We start from the raw sequence: 15,545 nt of genomic DNA on the forward strand, positions 1-15,545 counted from the left end.
AACATCATGAACTCTACATATTTTTATAAAAGTGCATTGGCATTAGCCATTCTTGGATTGGCGGCCTGCAAACCGACCATAGATGTTCCTGCCCCAAGTAAGGGAACGGAAGATTTTACACGTTACATTGCCTTAGGGAATTCACTTACTGCGGGCTTTGCTGACGGCGGCTTATCCCTGGAAGGACAACAAAATTCTTTCCCAGGGATGATCGCTGAGCAGATGAAGGCAGTTGGCGGTGGTAGTTTTAGTACACCTTTCTTTCCTGCGGATAAAGCAAATGGAACGGGGTATCTTAAATTAACTGCATTGACTAATGGTGTGCCTACTATTGTCCCGGAAACATCTAACACGGCCGTTCGGGGATCACAGGGGGGCGTAACGCTGTATACTAAGTACACAGGAGAGATTAACAATTTTGGTGTCCCTAATATTAAATTGGCTCATGCGAGAATAGCTGGATACGCGAATGCGAATGGACTTTATGAGCGTTTACTGCCAGGTGAGTATGGAACTAACCCAACAACGTATTTGGATTTTGCAACAGCTAAACCCTGGACGTTTTTTAGCAATTGGTTAGGTAACAACGATATCTTAGCCTATGCTACTGCCGGTGCCGCAGGTGCACCGCCGACCGATAAGGGGGTGTTCGCGACAGAGTACAATGCCGTAATCGCTAAATTGACTTCAACGGGGGCAAAGGGTGTAGTAGGGACTATTCCTGGGGTAACTTCAACAGCATTTTTTAATACAGTTACTTTAAAAACAATTCTTGCGGCAGTTAATGCTACTCCTGCGGGTGCCAGTGTAAAAGACATTTATATTCAGCCAGGTGTGGGACAAGCTAGAGCTGCTACGGTTGGTGATCTGTTTACATTGCCATTAGGTTCTGCTAATTTAATAGGTGTGCCAACTGGAGGTATACCTTATGGTTTAGATCCACGCAATCCTGTAGCGAGTCAGTATGTATTGGATAAAGCGGAAGTTCTTATTGTAAATGATTATATCAACTCCTACAACAACACGATTAAGAGCATAGCTAATGCAAAAGGTATCGCCATTATGGATGGTTACACTTTGTTAAATGAATATGCTGCGGGTAAGCATATAAACGGTATTCCGGTTAGTGGAGCATTTATCCAGGGTAATCTTTTCTCATTGGATGGAATACACTTAACTCCACTGGGCTATGCAATAACCGCAAATGCTTTTATTTCGGCGATCAATGCTAAGTATGGTTCAAGCATTCCTGTCGTAGATATTAGTAAGTACAGAGGGGTTAAATTCCCTTAATTGATTCTGCTTGGTGTAGTTTATTCTACACCAAGTAACTTATCGATTTCCATTGCAAGGCTTCGGTCTTTTTCTGTGACTATGTTTCCGGCATCATGTGTAGATAACCAGATCTCTACCTTATTCCATTCATTGGTCCATTTAGGATGATGATTGTGTTTCTCTGCTAAAAAAGCTACACGAATCATAAAGCTGAAAGCTTCTTCGAAATCTTTAAAAATGACAACTTTATAGAGCTTTTTATCCTTTTCTTCCCATTGTTTTTGCAAGATTTTTTCCATAATCGTATACTAGGCAGACTGCGGGATTGCAATCCGATAAGGAAACAAAGTTTTGATATATAAGTTTTATTTTAATGCTTCAACTTCGCTTTAAATAATTTCTCTAGCTTTTCCATCTTTGGTAAAATTACCAGGCGACAATAAGGCTCGCTCCCATTTTTGTTGAAATAATCCTGATGATAATTTTCTGCTACATAAAATGGCGCAGCTTTCCTGATTTCGGTAACTATAGGCTTAGCAAAAGCCTTGGTGTCATTTAACTCTTTTTTATAGCTTTCAGCAATTTTTCGTTGTTCATCATTATGATAAAATATAACAGAACGGTATTGCGTGCCTATATCTGCACCTTGACGGTTTAGCGTGGTTGGGTCGTGGCTTTTCCAAAAAACCTCAAGTAGCTCGTCATATTTTATTTTGAGCGGATCATAAGTAACCTCTATCGCTTCAACATGGCCGGTGGTTCCTGTGCAAACCTCTTCGTAAGATGGATTGGCGATGTTGCCCCCCTCATATCCTGATCGAACACTAATCACGCCACTAAGTCTTTGGAATAAAGCTTCCGAACACCAGAAACATCCCATTCCAAAAGTTGCCTTCTGTAGGTTTTTAGACTGTGCATTTGTACCTATTGCTGATAAGAGAACAATAATCATAATTGATAAATTCTTCATGGCTGTTTAAATAAAAGGAGAATCATCTCTTTCATAAAGTTACGTATCGGGCAGGCTTTTAGTTTTTATCATTAGATTATACTGCACTAAATTACAATCAGCTGATAATTGATGAATTTAGGGGCTGTGGTGTTGGTAACTTAAGCTTTTTATTTGCAGCTCTTTATAAACGAAGGATTTGTAGATTTAATGTTTATTAACAATAGTTTCTTAAATTCGTGGTTATTAGCTATATAAATTAAAGATTATGTCTACACCTTATATTCCCTGTTTAGATCTGGGTTCATACATCGACGGAAATGAATCACAGCGTAAAAAATTCTCTGACGAATTAGGCAGAGCATTCAATGATTCGGGTTTTGTAACGATTACCAATCATGGGGTGAGTCAGGAATTGATCGATAAGCTATATCAAAATATACAAGCTGTATTTGGTCTTTCGCCCGAGCAGAAAAAGAAATACGAAAAGGTTGAGCTTGCAGGACAACGTGGCTATACTAGTCCAGGTAAAGAAACTGCAAAGGGTGCAAAGACTGCTGATTTGAAAGAATTTTGGCAAATTGGGCAAGAGGTAATGGATAAAGATCCAATAAAAGAGCAGTATCCTGATAATGAATATTTGGAAGAAATTCCTGAATTTAATGCCGTAACTAGAGAGATTTATCAACGTTTGGAAGTTAATGGTAAACATTTACTTCGGGCCATTGCCACTTATTTAAACTTGCCAATTGATTATTTTGATAAAGAGGTTCATAATGGGAACTCTATATTAAGGGGTATTCACTACTTTCCAATTGAACATCCAGAAACTTTGCCTGATGATGCAGTTCGTGCAGGTGCCCATGAAGATATTAACTTAATAACGTTGTTGATTGGTGCTAGTGCGGATGGTTTAGAAGTATTAACTAGAAGCAACGAGTGGTTGCCAATTAAGGCGCATCATACTGATATTGTGGTGAACGTAGGCGATATGTTGCAACGTTTAACCAATAATAAGCTACGTTCAACTACACATAGGGTTGTAAATCCGCCATTGGCATTGATGAAGACTTCAAGGTTTTCTGTGCCTTTCTTTTTACATCCAAGAAGCAATATGGATTTAACAAGTTTGCCATCTTGTGTGGATGCGGAACATCCTAAAGTATACTCAGACATGACGGCAGGAGAATATCTTGATGAACGATTAAGGGAAATCGGTCTTAAGAAATAACATTTAAAAAATCCGTGTCCACAAAAAGGGCACGGATTTTTTGCTTACCAGCAAGAGTTCAGATTTTCTATAGGTTGATGTAGGGCCGCCCGTCCATAGGGCTATGGGGTATACGGCCTGCAGCCTTGCTTTAGAGGGTAAGTTTTTTTATCAGGTGGGTAAAGATTATAAGCAAGTTAGTAAGTGCGAGGCCTCTACGAATTTTAAAAGATAGTTGAGGTCTTCCGATGTTTTAATTTTGTTTTCGGGTATAGCTGTTTGACTCAAACTGATCTCCGTCCACTCATCCAATTGTATTTTCCATTCATGCATTTTTTTATGTTCAAAAAAACTGCTTATAACTAAGAGGGGCTGGTTCAGTTCTTGATTATTTAAAGCCACGAACTGTTTTCTCTTACTATTGGAGATGTCTTTTTTTTCATCTGCGGCTTTCAGTTCGCCAGTTTGAGTCATTAGCCAGGTACAATCGATGAGCTGCTTTATGCATTCTGTGAAAAAGAGGATATTGCCAGGGTTGTCTGTTTTGCCCCAAAAGTCTTTATTGTAAAAACTATGCTCCCAGATTTTTATACTCTCGTATATCTGCTCAAATCTGAGGTCTTGGAGGTATATGTTTCTTACGTGATAGGCTGGGTTTACGATCTCTTCTTTGCTTAGTGTTGTGGTATGATCCAGGTTTTTGGCAAATTTAACAGCCTTGCCAGTTCTTGGCTTCTGTTTGGAACAGTTGCTATAAATACTAGATCCATGTGCTATTAAACCTTCAATCTTCAAAAAATCGTCAACTACATTATACTCTGGTAAAGCGAAATATCCATCCTTATTGCTGTTCATATAAGACGCGTTTAATGCCAGTTGCAAGTAGTTGTAGATATTTTTCTTAATAGCAGATAGCGATCTGGATTTGTAAAAAGACTTTAAGGTGTTTCTTGGAGCTTGCTTATTGTTCCTTCGCCTGCAGGTAAATAGGATGTTGAAATTATTCATCAACCCCGGTGTTTTTATAGACCCTTGATTGTTTTGGACTGGCGTACAAAGTTGAGGGTGATAAGTATAGATTAACCATAGTGCATCTATCAGCCTAATTAAATCGATATAGATTCGGTTAAGCTGAGCAGCGCCCTTTTTTCTCCAGTGTTGATCCCTGTAGATGCTCGAGAAAAGATCCCACAGGTTTTCTTTGAAGCTTTTTAACTCTCTTTGGGTGTAGATCGTTTCAAGGACGGATAATGGATTTTTAATTTCCTGTTTTGTTAACGAGCTAATACGGTTTCCATAACAACAAAATGCGGTGTATTTCATAATATCTGGTTTTGGTTAGTGTTTTACTGCTAGTAAGTTTTGTATCTTGCAGCAACTGATAAAACAAACTTCTCATCTTTTGATTAGATAAAAAAGTCAAATGACTATTAATGATGATATTATTTTGAAAAAAGCTGATCCTCAATCAATTAAAATTGGTCTGCGCTTAAAAAAATTCCGTTTAGTCCAAGGGCAGAACTCAAAAGAGTTCTATGGTGCGGTTAACCCAAATGTCAGTAATTATGTGGCCATTGAAAATGGTCACAGGTCGATAGGCATAAGACTAATAAAGGAGATCACGGGTTATTATCCTATTAATCCAGAATGGTTGCAGACAGGGGAGGGAGAAATGCAGCTTACAGCTCCGGTCACTGAAATGGGGCTTAATGAGTCGGATGAGAAGGGCGTACCCTTTTTTAATGTAAATCTCTCCGAAATCTCCTTTGGAGAATATGGGGTACTAGGCGAGGCTCCCGAATACTACGTTAATTTCAGGCCATTCAATGACTGTGATGCCTATTTGCCGATCTATGGAGATAGTATGTATCCGAAATACGCAAGCGGTGAAATTATTGCGATTCGTGAGATTACAAACTTCAATGTTCTTCAATGGGGAGAGGCGTATTTGGTGGTCACTGATGAGCGTTCTAATCATATGACTACGGTAAAGTTGATCTTTGAGCATCCGGATGCAGCGAAGATTATCCTTCGGTCCTCAAATCCTAATTTTAAGGGGGATACTGTGGTTCTTAGAGATTCTATTCAAAAGATGTTTTTGATAAAAGGTAAAGTTACCCGCAATCAATTGTAAAATAAAATGCCCTTCCATGAGCAGTCGGCTTGTAGAAGGGCATTTTGATTATTTCTGATCAATGGCCTTATTGATCACATCTTGTATGCGTCCTCTGATCTTTAGTGTACCTAATTTATCCGTTACAGAAGGATAGACGCGGTTAGACAAGAATATGTATACCAATCCCCTTGCAGGGTCTACCCAAACACAGGTTCCAGTATAGCCCGTATGTCCATAAGTTTGTGGAGATGCAGTTTCTGAAGGATATTTTTTTGTCAAGTCAGGATCCCATCTGTCAAAGCCTAAGCCTCTTCTGCTCACATTAGATTGCTTGGCTGTAAACATATCTACAATCTGTGGTGTAAAGTATTGTTCGCCCCCATAGCTGCCCTTATTCAATAGCATTTGGTAAATGATGGCTACATCGTTGGCACTGGCAAATAAGCCGGCATGTCCAGATACCCCGCCAGCAAGCGCGGCACCCTGATCATGTACATAACCTTGCAATAATGTTTTTCTGAAATAGGTATCTTGTTCTGTAGGTACAATCTGTTCTCTTGGAAATCTGTTTCTAGGTAAAAAGCCGGCAGTTTGCATACCAAGCGGTTTGTAGAAATTGTCTTGTACATATTGATCCAATGGAGTTCCGGTAATGCGCTCTGCAATTTCCTTCATTACATACATGCTGATGTCACTGTATACATAAGTTCCCCTCGTTTTTATCGGCGAGTTTAGCATTTTTGGCCACATCACATCTTTAAAGTAATTCTTTCTGATGTAATAGTTATCAGCTACTTTGGTCGGATATGCAGCACTCGAATCACGACTATAGTCGCCCGTTTGTATAGCGTTATGGAAAGGGATATAAGGAATAAAACCTGCCTGGTGAAGCATGACTTCGCGCACCTTAATGTTATTCATCGGTGACATTCTGGCCTTAGGGATGTAAGCGCCAATATTGGTGTCGAGGTTTAATTTTTTCTGCTCAACCAATCGCATGATGGTAGGCGTAGTGGCTGTAGTTTTGGTTAAAGAGGCCAAATCAAAAATGTCAGTTAGCTTGTCTGGTGCTTCATTGCTATAGGTGTGGTTTCCGTAAGCTTTATTAAAAATGACCTTTCCGTCTTTAGCAACTAGTACCACAATGCCTGGAGTGGCTCGGGCCTCGATGGCTTCTCTTGCTATAGCATCAATTTCTTTAAGATTATTGGTGTTCACGCCTGCGTCCTCAGGCACTGTGTATTTCAATCGCGTACTATTGGTGGTAAAACCAGCACCTAAGGTGTATTTTGGTGATAGTGTTGCCGCTAATTTCTTAGATAAGCCAATTCCCCCAAATATAGCTTGAGGAATCACTGAAGCAGAAATTGGTGTATTTTGGTCGGTCCAGATGATTGGACTATTTAAGGAATTGAAAAATTGAAGCCCTCCAGCATCACCAAAAAGAGCTAAAATAACCTGCTTGCTTTTAGAAATGCTTAAAATAAAATTGATATTCCTTGCATTTTGCGCCTCAGTAGAGGGGAGCGTGATAATGACTGTGTTAAAATATTTGAGATCGTCTTCCAGGTTATCCAGGGTCGTATCGCTTAAATATTGCGCCGAAGAGAAGTTGGTTGTTTTAGCGTATTTATTCAATAAACTATCGAAAACAGTTTGGTAGCTAAATCCTAATGAAACACTTGCAATGGTTCTCTTGTCGAGTTTCAATAAGGGGACAACCGCCTCTTGATTATTTAAAAGGACGGTGTTATTTTTAATGGCATTCGATATTTGAAGCTGTTGTTCGTTTTGTTTACTGTCCTGTGCGCAGGCATTGAATGAGCACAAAATAAGCAGGCCGATGATCAATTTATTCATAAGGTTAAAGATAACAAAAGGATATAAAGGACGGTAAATAAGTGTATGGTAATTTTTTAACCATACTACGACAAAATATTCTGGAATGAAACAAAGGATGAGGCTTATTTTGCCTAAATTAGCAGCTTTACCGAAGAAATATAGATGTCAGATATTATACAGCTTTTACCCGATAGTGTAGCCAATCAAATTGCCGCAGGCGAGGTGGTACAACGGCCAGCATCGGCAGTAAAGGAGCTATTGGAGAACGCGATAGATGCGGGGGCGAATAAAATACAATTGATTGTTAAAGATGCTGGGAAGGCATTGATACAAGTGATCGACAATGGGTCTGGGATGAGCGTAACCGATGCAAGGATGTGCTTTGAACGTCATGCTACTTCTAAAGTACGCAAGGCGGAAGATTTGTTTGCTATCCGGACTATGGGGTTTAGAGGAGAGGCAATGGCTTCTATAGCAGCGATTGCACAGGTGGAAATGAAAACCCGAAAACATGATGAAGAGCTGGGAACGCTTATTGAGATAGAAGGTTCTGTTTTTATTAAGCAGGAGCCAGTTGCTACTTCAGAAGGTACCAGTATCAGCATCAAAAATCTGTTTTACAATACACCTGCAAGACGTAATTTCCTAAAAAGTAACCCAGCCGAAATGCGTCATATTCTTGATGAGTTTCAACGGGTATCGCTTGCAAATCCAGCTACAGCTTTTACACTTCACCATGATGGGGTAGAGATTTACCGCTTACCATCGTCTGTTTTAAAACAGCGCATTGTTCATTTGTTTGGGAACAATTACAATGAGCGTTTGATCCCTGTTGAAGAGGAAACTAGTATCATCAACATAAAAGGATACATTGGAAAGCCACAATTTGCCAAGAAGACAAGAGGAGAACAGTTCTTTTTTGTAAATAACCGTTTTATAAAAGATGCTTATTTGAATCATGCATTGAGCAGGGCTTATGAAGAATTGTTGGCAGATGATCATTTTCCGATGTATGTGCTGTTTATAGATATTGATCCCGCTAATATTGATGTCAATGTGCATCCTACAAAAACGGAGATCAAATATGTAGATGAAAAATCTATTTATGCCATATTGCATTCAGCAGTAAAAAGGTCCTTAGGCAGATTTAATATCAGTCCAACCATAGATTTTGATCAGGAAACAGGTTTTAGTGGGATGATCACCCATAAATCACCTGAAGAAATTGTGCCACCAAGTATTAGCTTTAATCCTGATTTTAATCCCTTTTCGGATGATAAACCGGCAACTTCAAGAGAATCTGCATATGCCAGCTTCCCAAAAAGTTATGGCGGAGGTGGCGGCAGTATGTCACCAAGCACAAAAAACTGGGGATCACTGTACGAGATTGCCAATCATGCCCCGGAAGAGCAAGCTGCATTAGATTTACCTACTGAGGAGGCTGAGCATCAGTTTAGTCCCGTGCAAAAGCAATTGATGCAATTGCATAACCGTTATATCATTTCCCAAATTAAATCGGGGCTAATGTTGATTGATCAGCAGGCTGCGCACGAAAGAATTTTGTATGAACGTTTTACCGTACATCTAGAGGATAGAAAGGGCGCTTCGCAGCAAAGTTTATTTCCGCAAACGGTAACTTTAAGTCCTAATGACTACGAACTGGCAAAAAGTTTATTGGAGGATATTAAAAGTTTGGGATTTGAGGTCAGAGAGTTTGGTAAAAATACTTTAGTGATCGAAGGTATTCCTGTTGATCTTGGAGGTGGGAATATTAATGAAACCCAGCTTTTTGAGCATTTAATAGAAGGGTTTAAAAACTCACAGCAAGAGCTGAAATTAGATAAAAGAGATGCTTTGGCCAGAAGTATGGCTAGAAACAGTGCCATAAAGAATGGTACAGTTTTGGGACAGGAAGAGATGAATACATTGATTGAGCAGCTTTTTGCTTGTAAAAGTCCTAACTTTAGTATTAGTGGGAAGCCTGTTATCCAGACCATTGGTTTGGCCGAATTAGATAAGAAATTTGATAAATAGATAGATGAATAATATCCACATACCTCCTGTAGTAAAGAATTTGCTGATCATCAATGTGCTGTTTTTTGTTGCAAAATTGGTGCTTCAGAGAGCCAACATAGATTTAGATACCTTGTTAGGTGCTTTTTATTTTGATTCACAATTTTTTAATGTATGGCAGGTGGTTACTTATATGTTCATGCATGGTGATTTCTGGCACATCGCATTTAATATGTTCGGATTATTCATGTTTGGTGGCGTGTTAGAAGCACGATGGGGGGCAAAAAGGTTTATTAATTTTTACCTGATTACAGGTTTGGGAGCTGTAGCCCTGCAAATGGGGGTACAGGCTTATGAGGTTTATCATATTACCGGATCAGCGGTGAACAATCCGGTTGTCATTGATATTGCTGCAAATTATGTTAAACTGCCTCCGGGCTTGTCGCAGCTAGATCAGGCCACTTTATTTGGTATTTATGCGTCCCCTATGGTTGGTGCTTCAGGCGCTATATTTGGATTGTTAGTTGCTTTTGGTATGCTGTATCCAAATACAGAGTTATACATCATGTTTATCCCAGTTCCAGTGAAGGCAAAATACTTTATTCCATGTTACATTCTCTTTGAATTGTTTATGGGAGTTGCAAATAGGCCTGGGGATTCGGTAGCCCATTATGCTCACCTGGGTGGTGCATTAATTGGCTTTATCCTTGTGAAGATTTGGAAAGACAAAAATAACGATAGATTTTATACCTACTATGAATAGCAATAACGTTTTAAAAGATTTAAAGTATAAAGTATTTCAATCGGGCAATCCTGTATTCTTTTATATAGGCGTTAATGTCCTTATTTTTGTTGTTTTAGCGCTCCTAAATATTCCTTTCTTTTTGTCAGGTAAAGGTGGGATTGCTTACGATAGCTTGGTCCGCGAATATGTTGGCTTCCCGGCCGCATTGGAAAAGCTGCCATTCAGGTTTTATACGATCCTCACTTACCAGTTTTTTCATGATGGACTACTCCATATCCTCTTTAATATGCTATGGCTATTTTGGCTGGGGAGCATCTTTCTTGATTTTTTAAAACCGCGTCAGTTTCATTTTGTATACCTCGGCGGAGGTGTTTTCGGTGCATTACTATACTTGTTTGCCTATAATATTTTCCCCGTTTTTGCCATGTCACTATCGGGCGCCACAATTATTGGCGCATCGGCTTCGGTAATGGCAATTATTGTTGCTATAGCCACTTTGTTGCCTGATTATAGCATGAGGTTGCTGCTTTTAGGCGATGTAAAATTGAAGTATCTAGCTATAGCTTATGTTGTGCTGGATTTAATAGATATTGCCTCTAGCAATGCTGGCGGTAGCTTTGCGCATATTGGTGGAGCTATATTTGGCTTTGCCTACATTAAGTTGTTAAAAAGTGGAACAGATTGGAGTACCTGGTTTAAGCGCAAACCGAAATTAAAAGTAGTTAAAAATGAATCTGGGAAACGAAGCACACAAAAACAAAATGACGGTGTAGAGCAGGAAGAGATAGACAGAATATTGGATAAAATCTCTAAAACCGGGTACGATAAACTTAGTAAACAAGAAAAAGAAACCTTATTTAAGGCCAGTAAAGATTAATGAGAAACGCTAAACCTACCTTTTTAGATCAATTGGTTCGCCTGGCAGCTGCTGGGCTTGCGCTTGGTTTGGTGCTTGGTTTCCTGGCTGGTAGGTTTGATCCACGTAGTTTCCAGCTTCTCGCTTTTTTTGGTCTGGCCTATCCCTTTTTTCTGGTGCTAAACGTATTGATGATTGTTTGGTGGTGCCTGCGTAAAAGATGGCTTTTCGCTTTCGCTACACTGGGTTTGATTCTGGTTGGCTGGACTGCCTTAACTGCTACATTTGGATTTAGTGGTGAAACCGGAAAAGGACCTAAATCTGATGCTGGACTGATACGGATGATGACCTATAATGTACATAGTTTTAAACCTTATGGTCAGGAAAATGTAGAGCCAGTAAAGCAGAAGATGCTGAATTTGATTGAAAATGAAAATCCAGATATCATTTGTTTTCAAGAGTATTTTACCCGAAGAAAAGGAACTTTTGACATCACGGATAGTTTAAAGAGGATATTGAATAAGCCACATTATTATTTTGTGCCTTCTTCTAAAAACGATTACGAAGCTACCGGATTGGCTATTTTTTCTAAATACCCTATTGTTGATAAAGGGACTATCGTTTTTGGTGAAAACTACGGTGGCAATGCCAGCATATATGTTGATGTAATGATTAAAAAACAAAAGATCAGGGTATATAATGTGCATTTACAGTCCATTTCTTTTGATAAACAGGATTACGACTATATTGACCGGGTTAAAGATATGAACCCTAAGCTTTACCCCTCAAAAAGAATTTTGGTGATGTTAAGAAATGCCTTTTTGTTGCGTAGTGAACAGGTAGACGTCATGAAGGCGCACATGAAGACCTGTGAAACTCCCTTTTTGATTGCTGGTGATTTTAATGATACCCCTGCGTCTTATGCAGTAACGCAATTGACAAAATCATTAAAGAATACATTTAAAGAACAAGGAACTGGGTTTGGGAAAACTTACAATGGCAAGTTTCCTAATTTTCAGATCGATTATATAGCGACTACTAAAAGCATAGATGTGTTGAATTATCACATCGCTGAGGCTGAATTGTCAGACCATTTTCCTGTTCGCAGTGACTTAAGATTAAACCCCTAAAATTTTTACCTTTGTATAATGAATACAGGCCTACACCTATATAATACGCTTTCGCGAAAAAAGGAACCCTTTGAACCAATAAACGCTCCGAATGTTGGTATGTACGTTTGCGGACCTACCGTATACAGTGATGTTCATTTAGGCAATTGCCGTACTTTTATTTCTTTCGATTTAATATTCAGATATTTAAAATATAGTGGTTATAAGGTGCGCTACGTTCGAAACATCACTGATGCCGGCCATTTGGAAGGCGACCGTGATGAAGGGGATGATAAATTTGCAAAAAGGGCAAAGCTGGAACAGCTGGAGCCTATGGAGATTGTCCAAAAATATACCTTGGGTTTCCATGATGTATTGAGGATGTTCAACACCCTTCCTCCAAGCATTGAACCAACCGCTACCGGACACATTACTGAGCAGATTGAAATGATCAAAGAGATCATTGCCAATGGCTACGCTTATGTGGTAAACGGAACGGTTTATTTTAACGTAGAGAAGTATAGTGCCGCTCATAATTATACCATATTAACCAACAGAAATCTGGAAGATATGCTGGCCAACACTCGCGAACTGGGCGGTCAGGATGATAAACATGGCAGACTTGATTTTGCATTATGGATTGAGGCTAAACCTGAAACCATTATGCGCTGGCCTTCTCCATGGGGCGTCGGCTTTCCTGGATGGCATATTGAATGCTCGGCTATGAGCGCTAAATACCTCGGTGATGAGTTTGATATTCACGGCGGGGGGATGGACCTTGCAGCAACGCATCATACCAATGAAATTGCCCAGTCTGAAGCTTGCAGCCAAAAGCAACCGGCAAAATACTGGATGCATACCAATATGCTTACCGTAAATGGAACCCGCATGTCTAAATCAGCTGGTAATGGATTCCTGCCAGGTGAGCTTTTTAATGGTGACCACCCTTTGTTGGATCGTGGATATAGTCCAATGACGGTTAAGTTTTTTATGCTTCAGGCACATTATCGCAGTACCCTGGATTTCTCTAATGAAGCATTAGATGCTTCAGAGAAAGGGTTCAGAAGATTAATGAATGCCGTAAATCTATTAGAAAAGTTAATACCTTCAGCGGATAGTGATTTCGAAATTGAGCCTTTGGTGCTTGCGTGCGTTAAAGCAATGAATGATGATTTCAATAGCCCGGTAGTGATTGCGGAACTGTTTGAAGCCAGCCGGATCATCAATATCGTATTTGATGGAAAAGGTAAAATCTCTGCCCCGGAATTGGAAAAGCTGAAAAAGCTGATGAACGATTTTGTATTCGATATTTTCGGACTTAAGGATGAAGAGACCTCCAATGTTGAGCTAAATTCAGTGTTGGATATGCTTATCGACCTCCGCAAAGCAGCTAAAGAGAACAAAGATTATGCAACTTCTGATAAAATACGTGTAGGCCTGCAAAGTATGGGTATACAACTAAAGGACAGTAAGGACGGTACTACCTGGACTAAAGCCTAGGATTGTTTAATTGTTAATTACTTTTTAAAAGAGAAATAATCCCAAACCCTATATTCGTATCGCAAACTATTTAAACATAATGATGAACAAGTTTCTTTATACAATTATTGCCGCTTCTCTAACCCTTGGAGCTTACGCCCAAAAATCTGATGGAAGCACTAAATCTCTCGTGAAAGCTGAAAAAGAATTTGCAGATAGCTTTGCAAAAAATGGGTCGAAAGCTGCATATACTGCTTTCGCAGCAGCAGACGGCCTTGTCTTTAGACCAAATCCTGTAAATGCTAAAACTTTTTATGCAGCGCAACCGGATAGTAAAAATATTAGCTGGACACCTGCATATGCAAGAGTGTCAAAAAGTGGTGATTGGGGCTTTACAACCGGTCCATACACGGAAGCTGGTACTAAGCCATCATACGGACAATATTTGTCTGTATGGAAAGAAAATAATGGCAAATGGGAACTTGTTTTGGATTTAGGTACTTCAAGTAATAAACCATTAAACAAAGTAACTCCTGAGTATATAGAGCCTAAAGAGTCTTATAAACCAAAGTTTTTAAATGATAAGGTGAGAGCTGCAGGTGCAGATATTGTTGCAACTACAGAAAAAACACTAAATACAACTTTAAAAACTTATGGTATTTCTGCTTTTTCAGGTTTCCTGAATCCTGATGCAAGATTGATATTCCCGGGATATGAGCCAATTGTTGGTAAAGATAAAATATTGCCTTTCTTTAATAGTATGGTAGATAAAGTATCGCTAAAAACAACTAAAGCAAATAAAGCAGATGGTGGTGATTTGGCTTATACTTATGGTATTGCTACTGTAGATTATAAAGCAGACCTAAGAGAAAGCTTCAATTACGTGTTTATTTATGAGCGTCAGCCAGATCATAACTGGAATATTATTGCTCAGATTTTTACAGCAGCAGAACGCTAAATAAACTCATTTGATCCAAAAAGGGGCTTTTATCATGTAAATGGTAAAGCCCCTTTTTTTGTTTGCAGCCAATAAATCCTTATTTTGAGCCGTTATACAAAATAAATGAAGAAAATATTACTGATTATAATTTTAGCCTCAGCCATTCAGGTACATGCTCAAAAATTTCTGCTTATTGGTCATCAGGGAGCTAGGGGGATTATGCCCGAGAATACCCTCCCGGGAATGCTCAAGGCTTTAGATCTCAATGTAAATGTACTTAATATGGGCGTGGTGATCTCTCAGGACGGACAGGTTGTGCTTTCTCACGAACCATACTTTAACAACGAGATTAGCACCAGACCGGATGGAAAGGCAATCACTTTTAAGGATGAGAAGACCTACAATATGTATAAAATGAACTATTCAGAGATCGAAAAGTTTGATGTGGGCAGTAAGGTGCATAAGCGTTTCCCTGGCCAGATGAAGTTAAAAATCCACAAGCCACTGCTGGTAGATGTGATAGACTCTGTAGAGGCATATGTAAAGGCAAATAAATTACCAAAGCCAACTTATAATATAGAAACCTCCTTGATCAGGAAAGGGGATGACGAATTCCAGCCAGATGCTTCGGTGTTTATCGAGCGGATCATGGATATTGTAAAAGCAAAGAAACTGACAAAAAGAGTGGTCATTCAGTCGCTCGATCTTCGTCCACTTCAGTATCTTCATGAGTACTTCCCAGCTATAAAAACATCATTAATGGTAGATGAGAAGCAGGATTTTGAAGATGGCATTCAGGCATTGGGTTTTACACCAACCTATTACAGCCCCTACTACGTCTTGGTTGGAAAAGGCTTAGTAGATCGTTGTCATGCTGCGGGGGTAAAAATTATCCCATGGACGGTAAACACAGCAAAAGATATGAAGTACTTAATTAACCTGGGTGTAGATGGCGTGATTACTGATTATCCAAATCAGTACACCCGTGTGATGCAAGAATAAAGAGGGGAT

General features: G+C 39.4%; 14 protein-coding genes. 10 read left to right on the forward strand and 4 right to left on the reverse strand.

Annotation, left to right across the window (positions count from 1 at the left end):
- The first annotated feature begins 6 nt into the window (after positions 1–6).
- The gene (locus tag FBD94_RS10745; protein ID WP_136880208.1) at positions 7–1,293 is read left to right on the forward strand and encodes an SGNH/GDSL hydrolase family protein; all 1,287 of its coding nucleotides are present in this window, start codon (positions 7–9) and stop codon (positions 1,291–1,293) included.
- 20 nt (positions 1,294–1,313) lie between these two features.
- Here FBD94_RS10745 and FBD94_RS10750 read toward each other — a convergent pair whose 3' ends face one another.
- Together FBD94_RS10750 and msrA are read right to left on the reverse strand one after the other, a co-directional pair.
- Positions 1,314–1,574 (reverse strand): 4a-hydroxytetrahydrobiopterin dehydratase, encoded by a 261-nt coding sequence (locus FBD94_RS10750; RefSeq protein ID WP_136880209.1) that lies wholly within the window; start codon positions 1,572–1,574, stop codon positions 1,314–1,316.
- 71 nt (positions 1,575–1,645) lie between these two features.
- On the reverse strand, positions 1,646–2,245 hold the full coding sequence (gene msrA / locus FBD94_RS10755) for a peptide-methionine (S)-S-oxide reductase MsrA (protein ID WP_136880210.1): 600 nt from the start codon (positions 2,243–2,245) through the stop codon (positions 1,646–1,648).
- A gap of 247 nt (positions 2,246–2,492) precedes the next feature.
- Between msrA and FBD94_RS10760 the strand changes: the two genes are divergently transcribed.
- Entirely contained in the window at positions 2,493–3,455 is a 963-nt protein-coding gene (locus tag FBD94_RS10760; protein ID WP_136880211.1) for an isopenicillin N synthase family dioxygenase, read from the forward strand.
- Positions 3,456–3,620: 165 nt separating this feature from the next.
- On the opposite strand, the gene FBD94_RS10765 is transcribed toward FBD94_RS10760, so the two are convergent.
- Positions 3,621–4,757 (reverse strand): hypothetical protein, encoded by a 1,137-nt coding sequence (locus FBD94_RS10765; protein WP_136880212.1) that lies wholly within the window; start codon positions 4,755–4,757, stop codon positions 3,621–3,623.
- A 100-nt stretch (positions 4,758–4,857) separates the two neighbouring features.
- On the opposite strand from FBD94_RS10765, the gene FBD94_RS10770 reads away from it, so the two are divergent.
- The gene (locus tag FBD94_RS10770; protein ID WP_136880213.1) at positions 4,858–5,568 is read left to right on the forward strand and encodes an XRE family transcriptional regulator; all 711 of its coding nucleotides are present in this window, start codon (positions 4,858–4,860) and stop codon (positions 5,566–5,568) included.
- 48 nt (positions 5,569–5,616) lie between these two features.
- On the opposite strand, the gene FBD94_RS10775 is transcribed toward FBD94_RS10770, so the two are convergent.
- Positions 5,617–7,410, reverse strand: coding sequence for a serine hydrolase domain-containing protein (locus FBD94_RS10775; RefSeq protein WP_136880214.1), 1,794 nt, complete (start codon positions 7,408–7,410; stop codon positions 5,617–5,619).
- 144 nt (positions 7,411–7,554) lie between these two features.
- Between FBD94_RS10775 and mutL the strand changes: the two genes are divergently transcribed.
- The 7 genes from mutL to FBD94_RS10810 all read left to right on the forward strand — a co-directional run bounded on the left by mutL (position 7,555) and on the right by FBD94_RS10810 (position 15,536).
- Positions 7,555–9,426, forward strand: a complete 1,872-nt coding sequence (gene mutL / locus FBD94_RS10780; protein WP_136880215.1) for a DNA mismatch repair endonuclease MutL — start codon at positions 7,555–7,557, stop codon at positions 9,424–9,426.
- Between the two features lie 4 nt (positions 9,427–9,430).
- The gene (locus FBD94_RS10785; protein ID WP_136880216.1) at positions 9,431–10,168 is read left to right on the forward strand and encodes a rhomboid family intramembrane serine protease; all 738 of its coding nucleotides are present in this window, start codon (positions 9,431–9,433) and stop codon (positions 10,166–10,168) included.
- Positions 10,161–11,027, forward strand: a complete 867-nt coding sequence (locus FBD94_RS10790; protein ID WP_136880217.1) for a rhomboid family intramembrane serine protease — start codon at positions 10,161–10,163, stop codon at positions 11,025–11,027. The genes FBD94_RS10785 and FBD94_RS10790 overlap by 8 nt, the downstream gene beginning before the upstream one ends.
- Complete coding sequence (locus tag FBD94_RS10795; protein WP_136880218.1) at positions 11,027–12,136, forward strand: endonuclease/exonuclease/phosphatase family protein; 1,110 nt, start codon at positions 11,027–11,029, stop codon at positions 12,134–12,136. The genes FBD94_RS10790 and FBD94_RS10795 overlap by 1 nt, the downstream gene beginning before the upstream one ends.
- Positions 12,137–12,154: 18 nt before the next feature.
- Entirely contained in the window at positions 12,155–13,615 is a 1,461-nt protein-coding gene (gene cysS, locus FBD94_RS10800) for a cysteine--tRNA ligase (RefSeq protein ID WP_136880219.1), read from the forward strand.
- Positions 13,616–13,694: 79 nt separating this feature from the next.
- Positions 13,695–14,552, forward strand: coding sequence for a YybH family protein (locus FBD94_RS10805; protein WP_169472279.1), 858 nt, complete (start codon positions 13,695–13,697; stop codon positions 14,550–14,552).
- A gap of 105 nt (positions 14,553–14,657) precedes the next feature.
- Positions 14,658–15,536: a glycerophosphodiester phosphodiesterase family protein gene (locus FBD94_RS10810; RefSeq protein ID WP_136880221.1), complete on the forward strand. Its 879-nt coding sequence runs from the start codon at positions 14,658–14,660 to the stop codon at positions 15,534–15,536.
- The last annotated feature ends 9 nt before the right edge of the window (positions 15,537–15,545 follow it).

The sequence above is a fragment of the Pedobacter hiemivivus genome, from assembly GCF_005144565.1.
GTDB classification, from domain to species: domain Bacteria; phylum Bacteroidota; class Bacteroidia; order Sphingobacteriales; family Sphingobacteriaceae; genus Pedobacter; species Pedobacter hiemivivus.